The organism is Streptomyces sp. NPDC037126 (assembly GCF_055605965.1).
In genome coordinates, this window is the sequence record NZ_JBVJTD010000011.1 from 1 (window position 1) to 19,347 (window position 19,347).

Consider the following 19,347-nt stretch of genomic DNA (forward strand, 5'->3'; position numbering starts at 1 on the left):
CGTCAAGAACTACTACCTGGACCAGAACCAGACCGTCTCGCGCAAGCTGAAGGAACTGGTCATCTCGCTGAAGCTGGACCGCCAGAAGTCCAAGGACTACATCCTGGCCGGCTACATCAACACCAGCTACTACGGCCGCGGCGCCTACGGCATCCAGGCCGCGGCGCAGGCGTACTACCGCAAGGACGCCAAGGACCTCACGGTCGAGCAGGGCGCCTACCTCGCCGCGCTGCTGCAGGCGCCGAACCAGTACGACTGGGCCGCCGCGACCCCGACCGGCAAGCAACTGGCGAAGGCCCGCTGGAACTACGTGCTGGACAACATGGTCAAGCAGCACTGGCTGGACGCGGACAAGCGCCAGGCCATGACGTTCCCGGTACCGAAGGCCCCCAAGGCGGCGCCCGGCATGCAGGGACAGACCGGCTACCTGGTGGACGCGGCCAACGCGTCACTGGAGAGGCAGCTGGTCGCCCAGGGCAGCGCCGCAGACGTCGGTGACGCCGAGGCGCTGGTGAAAAAGGGCGGCTGGACCATCACCCTCAACATCGACAAGAAGAAGCAGACCCAGCTGGAGCAGGCCGTCAAGTCCCAGCTGACCAGCCTGCTGAACCCCAAGACGCGCCGCGTGGACGGCAACGTCCAGCCCGGTGCCGTGTCCGTCGACCCGAGGACCGGCAAGGTCCTCGCCATGTACGGCGGCGCGGACTACTTCAAGCACTACACCAACAACGCGACCCGCGACGACTACCAGCCCGCGTCCACCTTCAAGCCGGTCATCCTCGCCGCCGCCCTCGACGGGGGCGCCCAGACGCAGGACGGCCGGGCCATCGTCCCGAACACGATCTACGACGGCACGAGCGGCCGTCAGGTCCTGGACCACGGCGCCAAGGTCGGCTTCGGCCCGCCGAACGAGGACGATCACAACTACGGGCCCATCACCGTGCAGACCGCCATGGACGCCTCCGTCAACTCGGTCTTCGCGCAGATGGGCGTCGACGTGGGCATGGAGAAGGTGATGGGCGTCGCCGGCAAGCTCGGCATGGACACCAAGGGCATGCAGGCGGTCCCCGCGCAGACCCTGGGTTCCATGGGCGCGAGCCCGCTGGAGATGGCCGGCATCTACGCGACCCTCGACAACCACGGTAGGAAGGTCACCCCGGCGATCATCAAGTCGGTGGAGCACAAGGACCGTTCGGTCACCATCCCGGACCCGATCGGCGACCAGGTGATCAGCCGCCAGGCCGCCGACACGGTCACCTCCGTGCTCACCGGCGTGGTCGACGACGGTACGGCCAAGGACTCGGTGGCGAGGAACCCGGCGCGCGACGGCCAGCAGGTCGCCGGCAAGACGGGTACGTCCGACAACAACAAGTCGGCCTGGTTCACCGGCTACACGCCCGGCCTGGTCACCTCGGTCGGCCTGTTCGGCGAGGACGCCAAGACCCACGCGCAGGTGCCGCTGACGGGCGCCACTGGCCTCATCACCGCCGGCGGCGGCCGCGTCAACGGCGGCAGCTACCCGGCGAAGATCTGGGCCGAGTACACCTTCGGCGCGATGGGCGACGTCAGCAAGTTCGACCTGGACACCACGCAGGGCGCGGCCGTCCAGCCGCCGCCGTCCGCGTCGTCGTCCCCGAGCCTGTCGAACTCGCCGTCCCCGAGCCACTCGTCGTCGCCGTCCGCGAGCCACTCGTCCTCGCCGCCGCCGAGCCACTCCTCGTCCCCGCCGCCGAGCCAGTCGTCCTCGCCCCCGGCGACCACGTCGTCGTCGCCGCCGGCGACCGGCCCCTCGGACGACACCACCCCGCAGGACCCGCTCGACCCCGGCGCCCAGTAGGGCGCGAACACGAAGGGCGCCCGGCAAACGCCGGGCGCCCTTCGTGTTCGCGCGGACCTCAGCCGCGGTTCAGCTCGAACCACACCACCTTGCCGGTGCTCAGCCGGGTCGCACCCCAGCGCCGGGCCAGTCTGTTGACCAGGTACAGGCCACGCCCGCCCTCGTCGGTGGCCCGGGCCTGGCGCAGGCGCGGCAGCTGCGGCACGTCGTCGCCGACCTCGCAGCGCAGCACGTGCGTGCGCAGCAGCCGCAGCGTCACCGGCCGGGACGCGTACCGCACGGCGTTCGTCACGACCTCGCTGACCAGCAGCTCCACCGAGTCCGTCAGGTCCTCCAGGTCCCAGCGGGCGAGCGCGCGACGGGCCAGCCTGCGGGCCTGGCCCGGGGCCGAGTCCTCCGGCTCCAGCGTCCAGTAGGCGACGTCGCTCGGCGCGATCCCGTCGAAGCGGGCCGCGAGCAGCGCGATGTCGTCGTCCCGGTCGCCGGGGCCGAGCATGTCCAGCACCTCGTCGCACAGGGCTTCCAGCGGCGGCGGATGGTCCGGGCCGGTCAACTGCGCGGTGGCGGCGAGCCGTTCGCGCAGCTGCTCTATGCCGGTCCACACGTCCCGCAGCCGGGACTCCACCAGGCCGTCGGTGTACAGCAGCAGGGTCGCCCCGGCGGGCGCGTCCAGCTCGACCGCCTCGAAGTCCACCCCGCCGACGCCGATCGGCGCGCCCGGCGGCACCCGCAGCACCTCGGCCCGGCCGCCCAGGTGCAGCAGCACGGGCGGCGGATGGCCGGCGTTGGCGATCGTGATCCGGTGCGTGACCGGGTCGTACACCGCGTACAGGCAGGTCGCCATGCGGTCGGTGCCCAGGCGCTGCGCCTGCTCGTCCAGGTGGTGCAGCACCTCCTGCGGGGGCAGGTCGAGCCCGGCCAGGGTCTGCGCGGTGGTGCGCAGCTGGCCCATGATCGCCGCCGAGGTCATGGAGTGACCCATGACGTCGCCGACGACCAGCGCCACCCGGCTGCCGGGCAGCGGGATCGCGTCGTACCAGTCGCCGCCGACCCGGGCGGTCTCCGCGGCCGGCAGGTACCGGGAGGCGAGCCGCACCCCGGTCGGGCGGGGCAGGGTCTCCGGCAGCATGGTGCGCTGCAGCTCGTCGGCGATGTAGGCCTCCCGGCCGTACAGCACCGCCTTGTCGATGCCGAGCGCGCTGTGCGTGGCCAGCTGCGCGGCCACCAGCAGGTCGTCCGCCTCGAAGGCGAGCCGCTCCGGACGGCGCAGGAACAGGGCCGCGCCGATCACCCGGCGCCGGCCGCGCAGCGGCGCGAGGATCGCGTGCTGCCCGGTCGGTACGAGCGCCTCCGCGCCGTCGCCCAGCAGTTCGGGCAGCGCGGACCGGGCGGCGGGCGCGTCCGCGAACACCGGCCGCACCCCGCGCAGCACCTCGTTCAGCGCGCCGCCGGGCCGCACCTCGCACAGCTCGGTCGTCAGCGACGACAGCTCCGCCAGCGCGGTGGTCTCCGGCTCCGGTTCGAAGGCGGGGGGCAGCAGCACCCCGTCGGTGTCCCGCTCCTCCGGGATGCGGTCGGTGCGGCGCAGCCGCAGCACCACCGGTCCGGTGGGCCGCTCGTCGCCGACCGGCAGCGGATCGCGCAGGTAGACCAGGATCGCGTCCGAGAACGTCGGCACGGTGGCCCGGCACAGGCCCATCACGATCTCGTCCAGGTCCAGACCGCGGGCGATCCGCCGGGTGGCCGCGCCCACGAACCGCAGCCGGTCCCCGTCACGCCGCATCGGCATCGGCCGCCCCGGCGGCAGTCCCCGCCCGGTACGGCGCTCCTGACCGCCCGGCGTCCGCTCCTGGTCGGCACCGGGCTGCGGCGGGATGGTCTCCGGCGCGGGGCGCGGGCGATGGGCGGCGCCGGGTTCGGCGGTGGCGGGCTGGGAGTGCTCGGGGCCGTTGACTGGGGGCTCCTTCCCTTTGCCGTCCTTTCCCTTGCCACGAGGCGTGGCCGTGCTCCGCCCGGAGGGCGTCCCGTCGGCCCTGGCCTGCACGGGTAAGGCGGGCGTCCCCGGTTGCTTCGGGGTACGCACGAGCGCCCCGCGGGTCTCCGCGGGGTCGGCGCCCGGCTTGGGGCGCTCGAAGGAGGTGGGCTGCTCCGTCACGCGTGTCGCATCCATCCGTCCGGGGCTGCGCGACGGGCGCGCAGGTGGTCCCGCAGAAGTCCCGATACCCGCAATACGTGTCCCAGGAACGAAATTTCCGCGTGGTCAGAGGTTGGTTCCGTGCCACCGGCGAGACCTGCGCGGCCGGCGGTGTTGCCCTGATGCCCCACGTTCACGTTATGGCCGCCCCTCGGTGACGTTCGGTCAAGCCCGGCGCATGCACCGGGAGTTGCTGCTCCTGAGCGCCCTTGCGGAGGACGATCCTACGTTTCTTGCCCGGGGGCGCATCAAGGGTCTCATGAGGACACGTGCGCAGGCGTACGGTCCCAGTCCTCGGGGAGTGACGGTACCGCCCAGGACGGGTCCGGGCGCCAGTGCTGCCAGCCGTCCGAGAACGGCGGCCCCCAGGAGCGGATCGCGTCCACCGCGGCGTGCCCGGCGGCCCGGACCCGCTCGGCGGTCTGCGCGTCCATCAGGCCGTCCCGCTGTGCCTGCGCGAACTCGTCCTCGTCCCGCCAGTCCCAACTGCGGTCGGGGTTCACCGTGATGTCCAGGAAGTGGTCCTCCGAGTCCACCCCGGCCGCCCAACGGGCCAGGGGCGTCTCCAGGTTGACGTACCAGTTCTTGAACCGCCAGTCCGGCTCCCAGAACAGCCACACCGACCAGGGCCGGCCGGGCTGGGCCAGCTTCAGCACGCCGGTGCCGAACCAGCGGTCCCGCCGCACCCCGCGCGGCTTGGTGTAGCGGGACTCCAGCGGCTCCAGGTGCACGGGCGTGCCGTCGGCCAGGACCGGCCGCACGCACTCGGTGCCGGGTGCCAGCCACACCGCGAGCAGGTCCTCGTCGTCCCGTACGACGGTGACGGGCCGGGCGATGTGGAAGTGCTCGCCCGCGTTCTCCCGGTACCGCCACAGGATCTGACTGCCCGGTGCCCAGTACGTAGCAGGTCCCGCCGTCACCCGTCCCACCGCTCCGTCGTCCGTCATGCACAGATATTAGGTGCCGCAGGCACACGACGCTGCGGCGCCCGTCACGGTTCCCGGCGGTGGCCGGAAAGATTCGCCCGTCGTCACGGGCGCGTCATGCGCAGGACGTCCAGTGCCTCGTCGAGCTGCTCCAGGGTCAGGTCGCCGCGCTCCACGTACCCGCCCTCCAGCACGACCTGCCGGATGGTCTTCCGCTCCGCGAGGGACTTCTTGGCCACCTTCGCGGCCTCCTCGTAGCCGATGTACTTGTTGAGCGGGGTCACCACGGACGGCGACGACTCGGCGTACTCGCGGGCCCGTTCGCGGTCGGCGGTGATGCCGTCGACGGTCCGGTCGGCGAGCAGCCGCGAGACGTTGGCGAGCAGCCGGACCGACTCCAGGACGTTCTTGGCGATGACCGGGAGCATGACGTTCAGCTCGAAGTTGCCGGCCGCACCCGCGGTGGCGATGGTCGCGTCGTTCCCGACGACCTGGGCGGCGACCATCAGCACCGCCTCGGGCACCACCGGGTTGACCTTCCCCGGCATGATCGACGAGCCCGGCTGGAGGTCGGGCAGCCGGATCTCGGCGAGGCCCGTGCGCGGTCCCGACGACATCCACCGCAGGTCGTTGGCGATCTTCGTCAGGCCGACCGCGATGGTCCTGAGCTGTCCGCTGGTCTCCACGATCCCGTCCCGGGCGCCCTGCGCCTCGAAGTGGTCGCGGGCCTCGGTGAGCGGCAGCCCGGTGACCCGGGCGACCTCCTTGATGACGGCGGCGGAGAAGCCGGGCGGCGTGTTGATGCCGGTGCCGACCGCGGTGCCGCCCAGCGGCAGCTCGGCCAGCCGGGGCAGCGAGGCGCGCAGCCGCTCGACGCCGTACCGCACCTGGGCCGCGTAACCGCCGAACTCCTGTCCGAGCGTCACCGGTGTCGCGTCCATCAGGTGCGTGCGCCCGGACTTCACGACGTCGGCGAACTCCTCGCCCTTGCGCGCGAGGGCGCCGGCCAGGTGCTCCAGGGCCGGGATCAGGTCGTGCGTGACCGCCGCGGTGGCGGCGATGTGGATCGAGGACGGGAAGACGTCGTTGGACGACTGCGAGGCGTTGACGTGGTCGTTCGGGTGCACGTCCCGGCCGAGCCGCTCGCTCGCCAGCGTCGCGACGACCTCGTTGGTGTTCATGTTGGACGACGTCCCCGAACCCGTCTGGAACACGTCCACCGGGAAGTGCTCGTCCCACTTCCCGGCGGCGACCTCCGCGGCCGCCTCCTGGACGGCCTCCGCCACGTCCTTGTCCAGCACTCCGAGTTCGGCGTTCACCTTCGCCGCGGCCGCCTTGATCCGCGCCAGCGCCTCGATGTGCGCCCGCTCCAGGCGCTGCCCCGACACGGGGAAGTTCTCGACGGCCCGCTGCGTCTGCGCCCGCCACTTGGCATGCGCCGGGACCCGGACCTCGCCCATGGAGTCGTGCTCGATGCGGTATTCGCTCATGCCCTGTACAGCGACCGGCAGGGTGCGGATGTTCCGGGCGTTGGGCCGTCCGGGGCGTCCCGATCCCCGCGGGGCCCAGGCCGGCCCGGGACCGCGGACCGGGGGCGACGTGAACGTGAGGCGGAGCGTCCGCCCCTTCAGCCGTCGTTCCCAACAAATCATCCGAGTCGTGGAACACCGACAGCATGCCGTTGCCGCCGAACACGTCGAACGCCTCACCTTGCGTGCTGTCGTAGATCGAGAAGGTTTCCAGCGGCCACATGTGCCGGGAGGCGCTGCACGGCACGACGCCGAGGGAGACGGCCGGCAAGGACATGATCGACAGCAGATGGCCCAGTTGCCCGGCCATGACCTTTGAGCCACGGGAGCGGGGGACTCATAGCGCCGCCCAGGGACAGCAGCAGACCCCCCGGCGACGCCGAGGGGTCTGTGAGGCTCTTAGGGGAGTCAGGCCAGGCCAGGACCCCGCACCGGGATGCTGGTGAACGTCGGCTGCTCAGGTTCCCGCGAAGTGAAGAAGTCATTGCCCTTGTCGTCGACGACGACGAAGGCCGGGAAGTCCTCGACCTCGATCTTCCAGACGGCCTCCATGCCCAGCTCCTCGTACTCGAGGACCTCGACCTTCTTGATGCAGTCCTGGGCGAGACGGGCGGCGGGGCCGCCGATGGAACCGAGGTAGAAGCCGCCGTGCGCGTCGCACGCGTCGGTGACCTGCTTGCTGCGGTTGCCCTTGGCGAGCATCACCTTGGAGCCGCCCGCGGCCTGGAACTGCTCCACGTAGGAGTCCATCCGGCCGGCCGTGGTCGGGCCGAAGGAACCGGAGGCGTAGCCCTCGGGGGTCTTCGCCGGGCCCGCGTAGTACACCGGGTGGTCCTTCAGGTACTGCGGCATCTCCTCGCCCGCGTCGAGCCGCTCCTTGATCTTGGCGTGCGCGATGTCGCGGGCCACGACCAGCGGGCCGGTGAGGGACAGCCTGGTCTTCACCGGGTACTTGGTCAGCTCGGCGAGGATCGTGTCCATCGGCTGGTTGAGGTCGATCCGCACCACGTCGGAGGACTCGTCGAGGTGCTCGTCGGTGGTCTCCGGCAGGAAGCGCGCGGGGTCGGTCTCCAGCTGCTCCAGGAAGACGCCCTCGGCCGTGATCTTCGCGACGGCCTGACGGTCGGCCGAGCAGGACACGGCGATGGCGACCGGGCAGGACGCGCCGTGCCGGGGGAGGCGGACCACGCGGACGTCGTGGCAGAAGTACTTGCCGCCGAACTGGGCGCCGATGCCGATCTTCTGGGTCAGCTCGAAGACCTTCTCCTCCAGCTCCTTGTCCCGGAAGCCGTGGCCGAGCGGCGAGCCCTCGGCGGGGATCTCGTCCAGGTAGTGCGCGGAGGCGTACTTCGCGGTCTTCAGCGCGAACTCGGCGCTCGTGCCGCCGACCACGATCGCGAGGTGGTACGGCGGGCAGGCGGCCGTACCGAGCGAACGGATCTTCTCCTCCAGGAACTTCATCATGGAGGCCTCGTTCAGGACGGCCTTCGTCTCCTGGTACAGGAAGGACTTGTTGGCGGAGCCGCCGCCCTTCGCCATGAACAGGAACTTGTAGGCGCCGCCGTCGGTCGCGTACAGCTCGATCTGGGCGGGGAGGTTGGAGCCGGTGTTCTTCTCCTCCCACATGGTGAGCGGAGCCATCTGCGAGTAGCGCAGGTTCAGCTTCGTGTAGGCGTCGAAGATGCCGTGCGACAGGTGCTTCTCGTCCGCGCCCTCGGTGAGGACGTTCTGGCCGCGCTTGCCCATGACGATCGCCGTGCCGGTGTCCTGGCACATCGGGAGCACGCCGGCGGCCGCGATGTTCGCGTTCTTCAGCAGGTCGAGCGCGACGAACTTGTCGTTGCCCGACGCCTCGGGGTCGTCGATGATGCGGCGCAGCTGGGCGAGGTGGGCCGGGCGCAGGTAGTGCTGGATGTCGTGGACCGCCTCCTCGGCGAGCTTGCGCAGCGCCTCCGGCTCCACCTTGAGGAACGTCCGCCCGTCGGGACCCTCGACCGTGGAGACGCCCTCGGACGTCACCAGGCGGTAGGGGGTGGTGTCCTCTCCCTGGGGGAGCAGATCGGTGTACGCGAACTCAGGCATCGCAGCCCATTCCTCACTCTGACGGACGGCGCCCGCCGACGCTGGCGGGCCTCACCAGCCTAGAACCTGCCGCGGGCACGGATCCTGTGAGGTGAGGCTCAGTGCGTGTGAGGTGGGGCTCAGTGGGTGCGGGAACCGGTGGATCGGAGGTGACGCCAGGCCGGTGAGGGGGTGGGGCGGCGCGTCGACACGCCCGGGACCGCCCCGACCCCTAGTCGCGATCTATCGCGTTTCGGTACGCTGCTGTCGTGGACCTTCAGAAGCCCGCCCGAACCCAGGACGCCGCACCGAGCGTCTCCGAACTGCGCGCCTCGGACGCCGACCGCGACCGGGTCGCCGACATCCTCCGCGAGGCCCTCGCCGAGGGCCGGCTGACCGCCGACGAGCACGCCGAGCGCGTGGACGGCGTGCTGAGCGCCAAGACGGTGGGCGAGCTGGAGGTCTTCATCCAGGACCTGCCGGCCGCCCACCAGCGCCGGGCCGCCCCCGCCTACACCGCCGTGCCGCCCCGCCCGGCGGCCGGCGCGATCCCGGACGAGGCCGACGCCAACGTCGTCGCCGTCTTCAGCAGCGCGGTGCGCAGGGGCCGCTGGCGCGCGGGGCGCAGGCTGCACGCGTACTCGGTCTTCGGCAGCGTGGAGATCGACCTCAGCGAGGCGATCTTCGAGTACCAGCAGGTCGTGATCAAGGCCGTCTCGGTCTTCGGCGACATCCAGATCCGTGTCCCGGAGAACGTGTCGCTGCGCGGCACCGGCGGCGGCGTCCTCGGCAACTTCGAGGTGGACACCCTGGACTCGGTCGAGTCCGACGCCCCGGTCGTCTACGTCGACGGCTGGGCCGTGCTCGGCAACGTGGAGGCGCGGCCCAAGCGCGGCAAGCGGGTGTCCGACATCCTGGAGCGGGTGCAGAGCAGGGTCGACCGGAAGCTCGAACGTGTACAGGACAAGGTCGACAGGAAGCTGCGCAAACACCTGGACCGTTGACGGTCGCGAATCCGCCGGTAAACGGAGCGGCCGGGTCCTGCCCCTGCGCCGGTCCGGGGGCGCGAACGAGCCTCCGCGCGCCTGCCTTTGGGAACGCTGTGCATAGGCGCGCGTACAGCGGGTAGGGCTTGCTGCATCGTCTCTCGCTCGCGAAGCCGTCGTCAGGAGTAGACCGTGCTGCAACCGCTGCATTCGTCCCTGCAGGTAGCCGCCGTTCCGGCCCAGCGGGGGCCGGCACGGGACAGGGATCAGGACGCGCCCTGGCACACCGAGGCGGTGTGCCGGCGCGACGAGGCGGGTCTGTTCTTCGCCCCGTCCAAGGAGCCCACCGCCGCGCGGCTGTCCCGAGAGGAGGCGGCCAAGCGCGTGTGCGCCCGCTGTCCGGTCATGGTCGAGTGCCGCGAGCACGCGCTTCTCCAGCCCGAGCCGTACGGCGTCTGGGGCGGCCTCACCGCGGCGGAGCGCCGTGTGGTCCTGGCCAGGCGCCGCCGCCGGGAGATGGAGCTGAAGAAGACGGCCCAGGCGACGACGGCCGACCGCATAGCGGGCTAGCGAAGCGCGAAGAGGGCGCCCCCTCCGCACCGGGGACGCCCTCTTCGCGGCCTGCGCTACTTGGCCCGGTCGAAGTCGACCGCGCTGTAGGCCCGCAGCTTGCGCAGCCGGTGCTCGGAGTCGATCCGGCGCACCGTGCCGGACTTCGACCGCATCACGATCGACTCGGTCAGCGCGGTCTCCGACCGGTACCGCACGCCTCGCAGCAGCTCGCCGTCGGTGATGCCGGTGGCCACGAAGAAGACGTTCTCGCCGGACACCAGGTCGTCGGTCGTGAGCACGCGGTCCAGGTCGTGCCCGGCGTCGATGGCGCGCTGCCGCTCCTCGTCGTCCTTGGGCCACAGCTTGCCCTGGATGGTGCCGCCCAGGCACTTCACGGCGCAGGCCGAGATGATGCCCTCCGGCGTACCGCCGATGCCGAGCAGCAGGTCGACGCCCGTGCCCTCGCGCAGCGCGTAGACGGAGCCGGCGACATCGCCGTCGGAGATGAGCTTGATGCGCGCGCCGGCCTCCCGGACCTCCCTGATCAGACGCTCGTGCCGGGGCCGGTCGAGGATGACGACGGTGACGTCCTCGGGCTTGGACTTCTTGGCCTTGGCGATGCGCTTGATGTTGACGGCCACGGGCGCGTCGATGTCGACGAAGTCCGCGGCCTCGGGGCCGGTGACCAGCTTGTCCATGTAGAACACGGCGGACGGGTCGAACATGGCGCCGCGCTCCGCGGCGGCCAGGACGGCGATCGCGTTCGGCATGCCCTTGGCCGTGAGCGTGGTGCCGTCGATCGGGTCGACGGCGATGTCGACCTCGGGGCCGGTCCCGTCGCCCACGTGCTCCCCGTTGAAGAGCATCGGGGCCTCGTCCTTCTCGCCCTCACCGATGACGACGACGCCGTTCATCGAGACGGTGGAGACGAGGGTCCGCATGGCGCGCACCGCGGCGCCGTCGGCGCCGTTCTTGTCGCCGCGCCCCACCCAGCGCCCCGCGGCCATCGCCGCGGCTTCGGTCACCCGGACGAGTTCCAGGGCGAGGTTGCGGTCGGGAGCCTCGGCGGGAACATCGAGCTCGGACGGAAGGTGATGATTTTCGGTCATCGGAGCGCACCTTTCTGATACGACGACGGCCGGATGAGGGTATTGCCCCTGACTCTATCGTTGAGCCGACAAAATGAGCAGGGGACCCCACGGATGAGCGCTCGGGGCACCTGCGACGATAGGGAGCGTGGCAGGTTCGAACGGCAAGCAGAAGACGGCCAGGGACATGATCCTCTCCCTGGCCCTGATCGGCATCGCGGCGGCGGTCGTCTACTTCCTCACCATCCCGCACGACGATCACGCTCCCGACCTCCAGCGGGTCGACTACCGGGTCGAGCTGCTCACGGCCCGCCGGGCGGCGAGCTATCCGGTGGCGGCGCCCGAGGGCCTGCCGAGTACCTGGAAAGCGACCTCCGTACGCTTCCAGGGCGACAGCGGCGACCGCTGGCACCTGGGCTTCCAGACGCCGGACGCCCAGTACGTGCAGGTCGAGCAGTCCGCGCAGAAGCGCTCCGAGTTCATCGACCAGGCCAGCCAGGGCGGGTCGGCGACGAAGCGGACCGAGCGGATCGGTGACCGCACCTGGACCCGCTACACCGGCGGCCGTTACGACGCCCTCGTACTGGAGGGCACGCCCGGCTCCACCACGGTGGTGGCCGGCACGGCGTCCTTCGACGAGCTGACCAGGATGGCGGCGGCGCTGAAGACGCGCTAGCCGCTCCCGCGCGTACGCGAAGAGGCCCCCGGCGCTGCCGGGGGCCTCTTTCCGTGCTGCTCGGACGCGTGCCGCTCAGACGGTGGTGACGACGTCCTCGTACGCCAGCCGCGGGGAGCGCGGGAACCAGGCGTCCGGGCCCGGGTTGCCGATGTTCACGACCATCAGCGGGGTGTGGTCGTCGTCCAGGAACTCCTTGCGGACGCCCTCGAAGTCGAGGCCGGTCATCGGGCCGGCCGCCAGGCCCGCGGCGCGGACGCCGATGATGAAGTACGCGGCCTGGAGGGCGTCGTTCAGGGTGGCGGAGGCCTCACGGACCGGACGCTCGCCGAAGAACATGTCCTTGGCCTGCGGGAAGTGCGGGAACAGGGCCGGCAGCTCCTCGTGGAACTCGTTGTCCGCGGAGAGGATCGCGACCAGCGGGGCGGTGGCGGTCTTGGGCCGGTTGCCCTCGCCCATGTGCTGCACCAGGCGCTCGCGGGCCTCCGGGGAGCGGACCAGGGTGATGCGCAGCGGGGTCTGGTTGAAGGCGGTGGGGCCGTACTTGACCAGGTCGTAGATGGCCCGGACCTGCTCCTCGGTCACCGGCTCGTCGGTGAAGGTGTTCGCGGTACGGGCCTCGCGGAACAGCAGGTCCTGGGCGGCGGGGTCAAGAACGAGAGACATGCGTGACTTCCTCGGACGCGCGTCCGGTCCTCGCGGACCGGCTTACGCGACCGACCCTACGCGAGGCGAGGTTTAACATTCAACAAAAAGCGGGGTGTGGTGATCCTCTTCACAGCCCGCGCGCGTCCGGCCGTCCCCCTCGAATCCGCCCCGCCTACTCGCCGTCCTCCTCGGAATCCTCCTCGGCGAGGGCCGCGTCGAGGCGGGCCCGTGCCCCCTCCAGCCAGCGCCGGCACACCTTGGCCAGCTCCTCGCCGCGCTCCCACAGGGCCAGGGACTCCTCCAGCGTCGTACCGCCCGCCTCCAGCCGCCGTACGACCTCGATCAGCTCGTCGCGCGCCTGCTCGTACGACAGCGCCTCTTCCACCTTGCCGGTCATTCGCCCACCTTCACCGTGAATTCACCGTCGGCGACGCGCGCCCGCAGCGCCTCGCCCTGAGTCACCTCGTCCGCACCGCGCACCACATGGCCGTCGGAGTGCTGCAGCACCGCGTAGCCGCGCTTCAGCGTCGCCGCGGGGGAGAGGGCCACCACGCGCGCGTGCGTGTGCGTCAGCTCGGAGTCCGCGCGGTCCAGCAGATGCCCGAGGGTGCGCCGGCCCCGCTCGGCCAGGGAGGCCACGTGGTCGGCGCGCTCGTCGAGCATCCGGTGCGGATCCTCCATCGAGGGCCGGGCCAGCGCGTGCGCCAGGCCCCGCTCCTCGCGCTCCACGAACGCGTTCGCACAGCGCCGGGCGCGGTCCCGGAGCATCCGCACCCGCTCGGACTCCTCGCCCACGTCCGGCACGACCTTCTTCGCCGCGTCGGTCGGGGTCGAGGCCCGCAGGTCGGCGACATGGTCCAGCAGCGGGTTGTCCGGCTCGTGCCCGATCGCGGACACGACGGGCGTACGGCACTGCGCCACCGCCCGCACCAGCTGCTCGTCGGAGAACGGCAGCAGGTCCTCCACGCTGCCGCCGCCGCGCGCGACGATGATGACGTCCACGTCCTCGATCTCGTCCAGTTCCTTCACCGCCTGCACGACCTGCGGGACGGCGTGCACACCCTGCACGGCGACGTTGCGCACCTCGAAGCGGACGGCGGGCCAGCGGTGCCGGGCGTTCTCCAGCACGTCCCGCTCCGCGGCCGAGGCCCGCCCGCAGACCAGCCCGATCAGCTGCGGCAGGAACGGCAGCGGCTTCTTGCGCTCCGGCGCGAAGAGCCCCTCCGCCCGCAGCGCCTTCTTCAGCTGCTCCAGCCGCGCCAGCAGCTCACCGACGCCGACCGGCCTTATCTCGGCGGCCCGCAGGGACAGCTGCCCCCGGGGCGCGTACCACTCGGGCTTGGCCAGCACGACGACCCGGGCGCCCTCGCCGACGACGTCCGCGACGGCGTCGAACACCTGCCGGTAGCAGGTCACGCTGACGGAGATGTCGTGCGACGGATCGCGCAGCGTCAGGAACACGACACCCGCGCCGGGCCGCCGCGACAACTGCGTGATCTGCCCCTCGACCCACACCGCCCCGAGCCGGTCGATCCAGCCACCGATCAGCCGGGAGACCTCGCCGACGGGGAGCGGGGCTTCGGGGGAGGTGTTCGCTGCCATGCGGCGAGCCTAGCGGCGGGCACCGACAGCGCGGCAGCACGCCACCGGGCCCGGGACCGCGGCGGGAGGCGCCGGCCGCGCGCACACCTCCTACGAGACGGGACGCCCGCGCTGCGCCGCCAGCACCAGCAGCCCCACCACCAGCCAGCCCGCGCCCACCAGCTGCGCCGCCCCGGACGCCGCCACGATCACCGCCACCGTGATCGCCGCCCCCAGCACCGGCACCAGCACATGCCGCCACCAGCTGACCGGCCCGGCGCCGCGGCGCACCGCGAAGTACCCCACCACGCTCGCGTGCAGCAGCGTGAACGCCGTGAGCGCGCCGATGTCGACGACCGACACCAGCCTGTCCAGCCCGTCGCCCCGCCGGGCGGCCCACCCCGCCGCGACCAGCGTGACCACCGCCGAGACCAGCAGCGCGACCCTCGGCACGCCGCCGTCCGTCCGCGCCAGCGCACGCGGCAGCCGCCGGTCCCGTCCCATCGCGAACAGCAGCCTCCCGGCCGCCGCCTGCCCCGCCAGTGCGGCGAACGCGGCCCCGACGGCCTTGCTCACCGCCACCAGGTCGTGCAGCCACGCGCCGACCGAGGCGTCCACGGCGTCGTAGAAGGCCGGGCCCTGCCGGGCGGGATCGTGCGCCAGCCCCGCGGACGTGACCGGCTCCAGCAGCGCGACCAGGTACGTCTGCGCCACGAACAGCACCCCGGCCAGCGCCAGGCAGAACAGCAGCGCCCGGGCCACCCTTTCCGAGCCCCCGGTGACCTCCTCCGCGAACGTGGCGATCGCGTCGAACCCCAGGTACGACAGCACCGCGACCGACACCGCGCCGATCACCGCGGACGGCGCGAACGCGCCCTGCGTGCCGTCGCCCGACAGCGGCGTGAGCACACCGCGCGCCGCCCCGTCCCGCGCCAGCACCACGACCGCGGACACCACGAACACCAGCAGGACGGCGATCTCCAGCGCCAGCACGAGGAGACCCGCGCGCGCGGCGGCCCGTACGCCCCAGAGGTTCAGCAGGGTGGTGACGACGACGGCCAGCGCGGTCCACACCCACCGGGACACCCCCGGGACCAGCGCGTTCATCGCGATCCCGGAGAAGAGGTAGGCCACCGCCGGGATGAGCACGTAGTCCAGCATCACCATCCAGCCCGCGACGAACCCGGCCCCTTTCCCGAGCCCCGCGCGCGCGTAGGCGAACACCGAACCCGCCCGGGGGACGACCCGCACCATCTGCGCGTAGCTGAACGCGGTGAACCCCATGGCGACCGTCGCCACCACGTACACCAGCGCCACCGCGCCGTGCGACCTGGCGTCCAGCGTGCCGAACACCCCGACGGGCGCCATCGGCGCGATGAACAGCAGCCCGTAGACCACGAGATCCCGGACACCCAGACCGCGCCGCAGCCCGTCGTGCGCCCCGGTCGCGGAGGCGGCCGTTCCGGTGTCGGACATAAGTCCCAGTTTTCCCCGCGGGGGTCTGGGCACGCGATCCCGGCGCCGCCGAACGCGGCCTTACGATGGGACGCATGACCGCTTCGCCTGGCCGCCGTGTCCTGCTCGCCGCCCCCCGTGGCTACTGCGCCGGCGTGGACCGCGCCGTGATCGCCGTCGAGAAGGCCCTGGAACAGTACGGTGCCCCGATCTACGTCCGGCACGAGATCGTCCACAACAAGTACGTCGTGCAGACCCTGGAGAAGAAGGGCGCCGTCTTCGTCGAGCGGACGGAGGAGGTGCCGCCCGGCAACATCGTCATGTTCTCGGCGCACGGCGTCGCCCCGGTCGTGCACGACGAGGCCGCACAGGGCCGTCTCGCCACCATCGACGCCACCTGCCCCCTGGTCACCAAGGTCCACAAGGAGGCCGTCCGGTACGCCAACGAGGACTACGACATCCTCCTGATCGGGCACGAGGGCCACGAGGAGGTCATCGGCACCTCCGGCGAGGCCCCCGACCACATCCAGCTGGTCGACGGCCCCGAGGACGTCGCCAAGGTCGAGGTCCGCGACCCGTCGAAGGTCGTCTGGCTCTCCCAGACCACCCTCTCCGTCGACGAGACCATGGAGACCGTCGACGCCCTGAAGACGAAGTTCCCGGGGCTCGTCTCCCCGCCCAGCGACGACATCTGCTACGCCACGCAGAACCGTCAGCTCGCGGTGAAGCAGATGGGCGCCGAGGCCGAGCTGGTCATCGTCGTCGGCTCGCGCAACTCCTCCAACTCCAAGCGGCTGGTCGAGGTCGCCAAGCTCGCCGGCGCCCGCGAGGCCTACCTGGTGGACTTCGCCGCCGAGATCGACGAGGCGTGGCTCCAGGGCGTGACGACCGTCGGTGTCACTTCCGGCGCCTCCGTACCCGAGGTGCTGGTCGAGCAGGTCCTGGAGTGGCTCGGCGAGCGCGGCTACGGGGACGTGGAGATCGTCAAGGCCGCCGAGGAGTCGATCACCTTCTCGCTGCCCAAGGAGCTGCGCCGCGACCTGCGCGAGGAAGCGGCGGCCCTGGCGGCCGAGCGCGGCGGAACCGGCAGTTCCGAGGCGTGACCGTCAGTCGCCCGTCGTAACGTGGAGCCATGCAGATCTTCGGCGTGGACATCGGCGGATCCGGGATCAAGGGTGCCCCTGTGGACCTGGACAAGGGCGATCTGGCCCAGGAGCGGTGCAAGGTGCTCACCCCGCACCCGGCGACGCCCGACGGCGTGGCCGACGGGGTCAAGCAGGTGATCGACCACTTCGGCTGGACGGGTCCGGTGGGCCTGACCTTTCCCGGAGTGGTCACCGGCGGCGCCATGATCCGCACGGCGGCGAACGTCGACAGGAGCTGGATCGACACCGACGCGCGCGCGTTGTTCGGCGGCAGGCTGGGCGGCCTGCCGGTGACCGTCGTCAACGACGCGGACGCGGCGGGTGTCGCCGAGATGCAGTTCGGCGCCGGCCGGGACCGCAGGGGCACGGTCATCCTGCTCACCTTCGGCACCGGCATCGGCAGCGCCGTCTTCGTGGACGGCGTCCTGGTCCCCAACACCGAGCTGGGCCACCTGGAACTGGGCGGCCACGACGCCGAGAAGCGGGCCTCCAGCAAGGCCAAGGAGGACCACGGGCTGAGCTGGGAGCAGTGGGCGCACCGCGTCCAGAAGTACCTGGCCCACGTGGAGATGCTGTTCTCCCCGGAGCTGTTCATCATCGGCGGCGGGGTGAGCCGCAAGGCCGACAAGTTCCTGCACCACATCCAGGGCGTCAAGGCCGGGATCGTGCCCGCGCAGCTGCAGAACAACGCGGGGATCGTGGGAGCGGCGATGAGAGCGGCGCAGCAGGCCTAGGGCGGTCCCGGCCGCCGCTCAGGTCCGCCCCCGGCGCCGCCGCGCCCACAGCACCCGGCGTACGAGCACGATCAGGCCGGCGGCGAGCGTCCCCCCGTACAGCCAGCCGGCCTGCGTGGCGAGCCCGGTGACCAGCCCCATCAGACTGCCGAGCAGCCCGCCGCCGCCCGCGACGGTGAGCAGCCCGACGGCGAACGCGATCGGCACGACCACGGGGGCGGTCAGCGCGTCCCCGACACGCACCCACAGGGCGGTGACCCCGCACACCGGCAGGAACAGCACGCCGTACACCGGAAGCGACCCGCCGAGGAGTAACCGGTCCAGGCAGCCGAGCAGGAACATGGCCGCCACGCAGAAGAGCCCGCTGCCGAGCCCCGTCAGCCTGGGGTTCGCCGGACCCCGGCCCGGCGACGCCGGACGTGCGGCCCGCACCCGCCGTACGGAGCGTCCCGCCCGGGGCCCCTCCGGCCCGCGCCGGGCCTGCGGCGGCAGGTGGGCGGGCGGTGTGCCACGTCGCCGTCCGTCGTACGGGGGTCGCGCGCTGTGTTGCTCCATTGGACCAACTTAGGTCTGCTTATGTGCCGAATCACCACCCAGACACGCCGATGCGCGGAGCTTGGCCGGACGCCCCACGCTCCCGGGAGGACGCCGGCCGGAACGCCGTAGACTGGTGGATCGGCCAGTGTCTCCCTGGCCCCGCAGCCCCTAGCTCCTGGCCCTCTCATCCACGGGAAGTCGCAACGTGTCGCTCACGATCGGAATCGTCGGCCTGCCCAATGTCGGCAAGTCGACCCTGTTCAACGCCCTGACCAAGAACGACGTGCTGGCGGCCAACTACCCGTTCGCCACGATCGAGCCGAACGTCGGCGTGGTCGGCGTCCCCGACGGCCGTCTCGCCCAGCTGGCGTCGATCTTCAAGTCGGAGCGCATCCTTCCGGCCACCGTCGACTTCGTGGACATCGCCGGCATCGTGCGCGGTGCCTCCGAGGGTGAGGGCCTGGGCAACAAGTTCCTCGCGAACATCCGGGAGTCCGACGCGATCTGCCAGGTCATCCGCGCCTTCAAGGACGAGAACGTCGTCCACGTCGACGGCAAGGTCTCGCCGAAGGACGACATCGAGACGATCAACACCGAGCTGATCCTCGCCGACCTGCAGACGATCGAGAAGGTCCTGCCCCGGCTCCAGAAGGAGTCCCGGATCAAGAAGGACATCGCGCCCAAGGTCAAGGCGGTCGAGGAGGCCAAGGAGATCCTGGAGAAGGGCGACACGCTCTTCGCGCACGGCATCGTCCAGGGCACCGAGCGCAACGAGCTCCTGCACGACCTCCACCTGCTCACCACCAAGCCGTTCCTCTACGTCTTCAACGTCGACGAGGACGAGCTGGTCGACGAGGAGTTCAAGAACGAGCAGCGCGCCCTGGTCGCCCCGGCCGAGGCGATCTTCCTGAACGCCAAGCTGGAGGCGGACCTTGCCGAGCTGGACGAGGAGGAGGCCCTGGAGCTGCTCCAGTCGGTCGGCCAGGACGAGCCGGGCCTCGCCACCCTCGCCCGCGTCGGCTTCGACACCCTCGGTCTGCAGACCTACCTGACGGCCGGCCCCAAGGAGTCCCGCGCCTGGACCATCAAGAAGGGCGCCACGGCCCCCGAGGCGGCCGGTGTCATCCACACCGACTTCCAGAAGGGCTTCATCAAGGCCGAGGTCATCTCCTTCGGCGACCTCGTCGAAACCGGCTCCGTCACCGAGGCCCGAGCCAAGGGCAAGGCCCGCATGGAGGGCAAGGACTACGTGATGCAGGACGGGGATGTGGTGGAGTTCCGGTTCAACGTGTAGCGGGTGACATACCACCACGTCGCTGATCTGAACATGCAGGTCAGAAAGGGTCCGACTCTTCGGGGTCGGGCCCTTTGTGATGTCCCGTGCTGGGTTTACGCCTT

The 19,347-nt window shown here is 71.4% G+C and carries 17 protein-coding genes and 1 pseudogene; 7 read left to right on the top strand and 11 right to left on the bottom strand.

All coding sequences use genetic code 11. The features are described from left to right. Positions 1-1,837, top strand: a 1,837-nt coding sequence (locus ACZ7FF_RS23530; protein ID WP_470814225.1) for a transglycosylase domain-containing protein, incomplete at its 5' end; no start/stop codon positions are given. Positions 1,838-1,895: 58 nt separating this feature from the next. Here ACZ7FF_RS23530 and ACZ7FF_RS23535 read toward each other — a convergent pair. From ACZ7FF_RS23535 to ACZ7FF_RS23555, 5 genes and pseudogenes are all read right to left on the bottom strand, one after another. Next, positions 1,896-3,992, bottom strand: coding sequence for a SpoIIE family protein phosphatase (locus ACZ7FF_RS23535; RefSeq protein WP_470814226.1), 2,097 nt, complete (start codon positions 3,990-3,992; stop codon positions 1,896-1,898). 296 nt (positions 3,993-4,288) lie between these two features. Beyond that, entirely contained in the window at positions 4,289-4,978 is a 690-nt protein-coding gene (gene fomD, locus ACZ7FF_RS23540; RefSeq protein WP_470814227.1) for a cytidylyl-2-hydroxypropylphosphonate hydrolase, read from the bottom strand. Positions 4,979-5,061: 83 nt separating this feature from the next. Beyond that, positions 5,062-6,447, bottom strand: coding sequence for a class II fumarate hydratase (locus ACZ7FF_RS23545; RefSeq protein WP_470814228.1), 1,386 nt, complete (start codon positions 6,445-6,447; stop codon positions 5,062-5,064). A 229-nt stretch (positions 6,448-6,676) separates the two neighbouring features. Then, positions 6,677-6,796 (bottom strand): annotated as a pseudogene (locus tag ACZ7FF_RS23550) (Scr1 family TA system antitoxin-like transcriptional regulator); the annotation flags it as partial. A gap of 98 nt (positions 6,797-6,894) precedes the next feature. After that, positions 6,895-8,568: a fumarate hydratase gene (locus tag ACZ7FF_RS23555; RefSeq protein WP_470814229.1), complete on the bottom strand. Its 1,674-nt coding sequence runs from the start codon at positions 8,566-8,568 to the stop codon at positions 6,895-6,897. A 248-nt stretch (positions 8,569-8,816) separates the two neighbouring features. Here ACZ7FF_RS23555 and ACZ7FF_RS23560 point away from each other — a divergent pair, with 248 nt between their 5' ends. Together ACZ7FF_RS23560 and ACZ7FF_RS23565 are read left to right on the top strand one after the other, a co-directional pair. Next, the gene (locus tag ACZ7FF_RS23560) at positions 8,817-9,551 is read left to right on the top strand and encodes a DUF1707 SHOCT-like domain-containing protein (RefSeq protein WP_470814230.1); all 735 of its coding nucleotides are present in this window, start codon (positions 8,817-8,819) and stop codon (positions 9,549-9,551) included. Positions 9,552-9,725: 174 nt separating this feature from the next. After that, a complete protein-coding gene (locus tag ACZ7FF_RS23565) occupies positions 9,726-10,103 on the top strand; it encodes a WhiB family transcriptional regulator (protein WP_470814231.1) in 378 nt (125 codons plus the stop codon). A gap of 56 nt (positions 10,104-10,159) precedes the next feature. Here the strand turns inward: ACZ7FF_RS23565 and glpX are convergent, their stop codons facing one another. Continuing rightward, on the bottom strand, positions 10,160-11,194 hold the full coding sequence (gene glpX / locus ACZ7FF_RS23570; protein ID WP_470814232.1) for a class II fructose-bisphosphatase: 1,035 nt from the start codon (positions 11,192-11,194) through the stop codon (positions 10,160-10,162). A 127-nt stretch (positions 11,195-11,321) separates the two neighbouring features. On the opposite strand from glpX, the gene ACZ7FF_RS23575 reads away from it, so the two are divergent. After that, the gene (locus ACZ7FF_RS23575) at positions 11,322-11,849 is read left to right on the top strand and encodes a DUF4245 domain-containing protein (RefSeq protein ID WP_470814233.1); all 528 of its coding nucleotides are present in this window, start codon (positions 11,322-11,324) and stop codon (positions 11,847-11,849) included. A 75-nt stretch (positions 11,850-11,924) separates the two neighbouring features. On the opposite strand, the gene ACZ7FF_RS23580 is transcribed toward ACZ7FF_RS23575, so the two are convergent. The 4 genes from ACZ7FF_RS23580 to ACZ7FF_RS23595 form a co-directional block, all read right to left on the bottom strand. Next, positions 11,925-12,515: a malonic semialdehyde reductase gene (locus ACZ7FF_RS23580; RefSeq protein ID WP_470814234.1), complete on the bottom strand. Its 591-nt coding sequence runs from the start codon at positions 12,513-12,515 to the stop codon at positions 11,925-11,927. 154 nt (positions 12,516-12,669) lie between these two features. Then, the gene (locus tag ACZ7FF_RS23585) at positions 12,670-12,894 is read right to left on the bottom strand and encodes an exodeoxyribonuclease VII small subunit (RefSeq protein WP_470814235.1); all 225 of its coding nucleotides are present in this window, start codon (positions 12,892-12,894) and stop codon (positions 12,670-12,672) included. Beyond that, entirely contained in the window at positions 12,891-14,099 is a 1,209-nt protein-coding gene (xseA, locus tag ACZ7FF_RS23590; protein ID WP_470814236.1) for an exodeoxyribonuclease VII large subunit, read from the bottom strand. Before xseA ends, ACZ7FF_RS23585 begins: the two co-directional genes overlap by 4 nt. A gap of 90 nt (positions 14,100-14,189) precedes the next feature. Further along, entirely contained in the window at positions 14,190-15,554 is a 1,365-nt protein-coding gene (locus tag ACZ7FF_RS23595) for an APC family permease (protein WP_470814237.1), read from the bottom strand. A gap of 65 nt (positions 15,555-15,619) precedes the next feature. Here ACZ7FF_RS23595 and ACZ7FF_RS23600 point away from each other — a divergent pair, with 65 nt between their 5' ends. Both ACZ7FF_RS23600 and ppgK read left to right on the top strand, forming a co-directional pair. After that, complete coding sequence (locus tag ACZ7FF_RS23600) at positions 15,620-16,636, top strand: 4-hydroxy-3-methylbut-2-enyl diphosphate reductase (RefSeq protein ID WP_470814238.1); 1,017 nt, start codon at positions 15,620-15,622, stop codon at positions 16,634-16,636. A 29-nt stretch (positions 16,637-16,665) separates the two neighbouring features. Next, positions 16,666-17,412 carry a polyphosphate--glucose phosphotransferase gene (gene ppgK, locus ACZ7FF_RS23605; protein ID WP_470814239.1) on the top strand — a complete coding sequence of 249 codons (747 nt, stop codon included), beginning with the start codon at positions 16,666-16,668 and terminating at the stop codon, positions 17,410-17,412. Between the two features lie 18 nt (positions 17,413-17,430). On the opposite strand, the gene ACZ7FF_RS23610 is transcribed toward ppgK, so the two are convergent. Next, positions 17,431-17,967: a DUF6542 domain-containing protein gene (locus ACZ7FF_RS23610; RefSeq protein ID WP_470814240.1), complete on the bottom strand. Its 537-nt coding sequence runs from the start codon at positions 17,965-17,967 to the stop codon at positions 17,431-17,433. Between the two features lie 187 nt (positions 17,968-18,154). Between ACZ7FF_RS23610 and ychF the strand changes: the two genes are divergently transcribed. Then, complete coding sequence (gene ychF / locus ACZ7FF_RS23615) at positions 18,155-19,243, top strand: redox-regulated ATPase YchF (RefSeq protein WP_470814241.1); 1,089 nt, start codon at positions 18,155-18,157, stop codon at positions 19,241-19,243. The last annotated feature ends 104 nt before the right edge of the window (positions 19,244-19,347 follow it).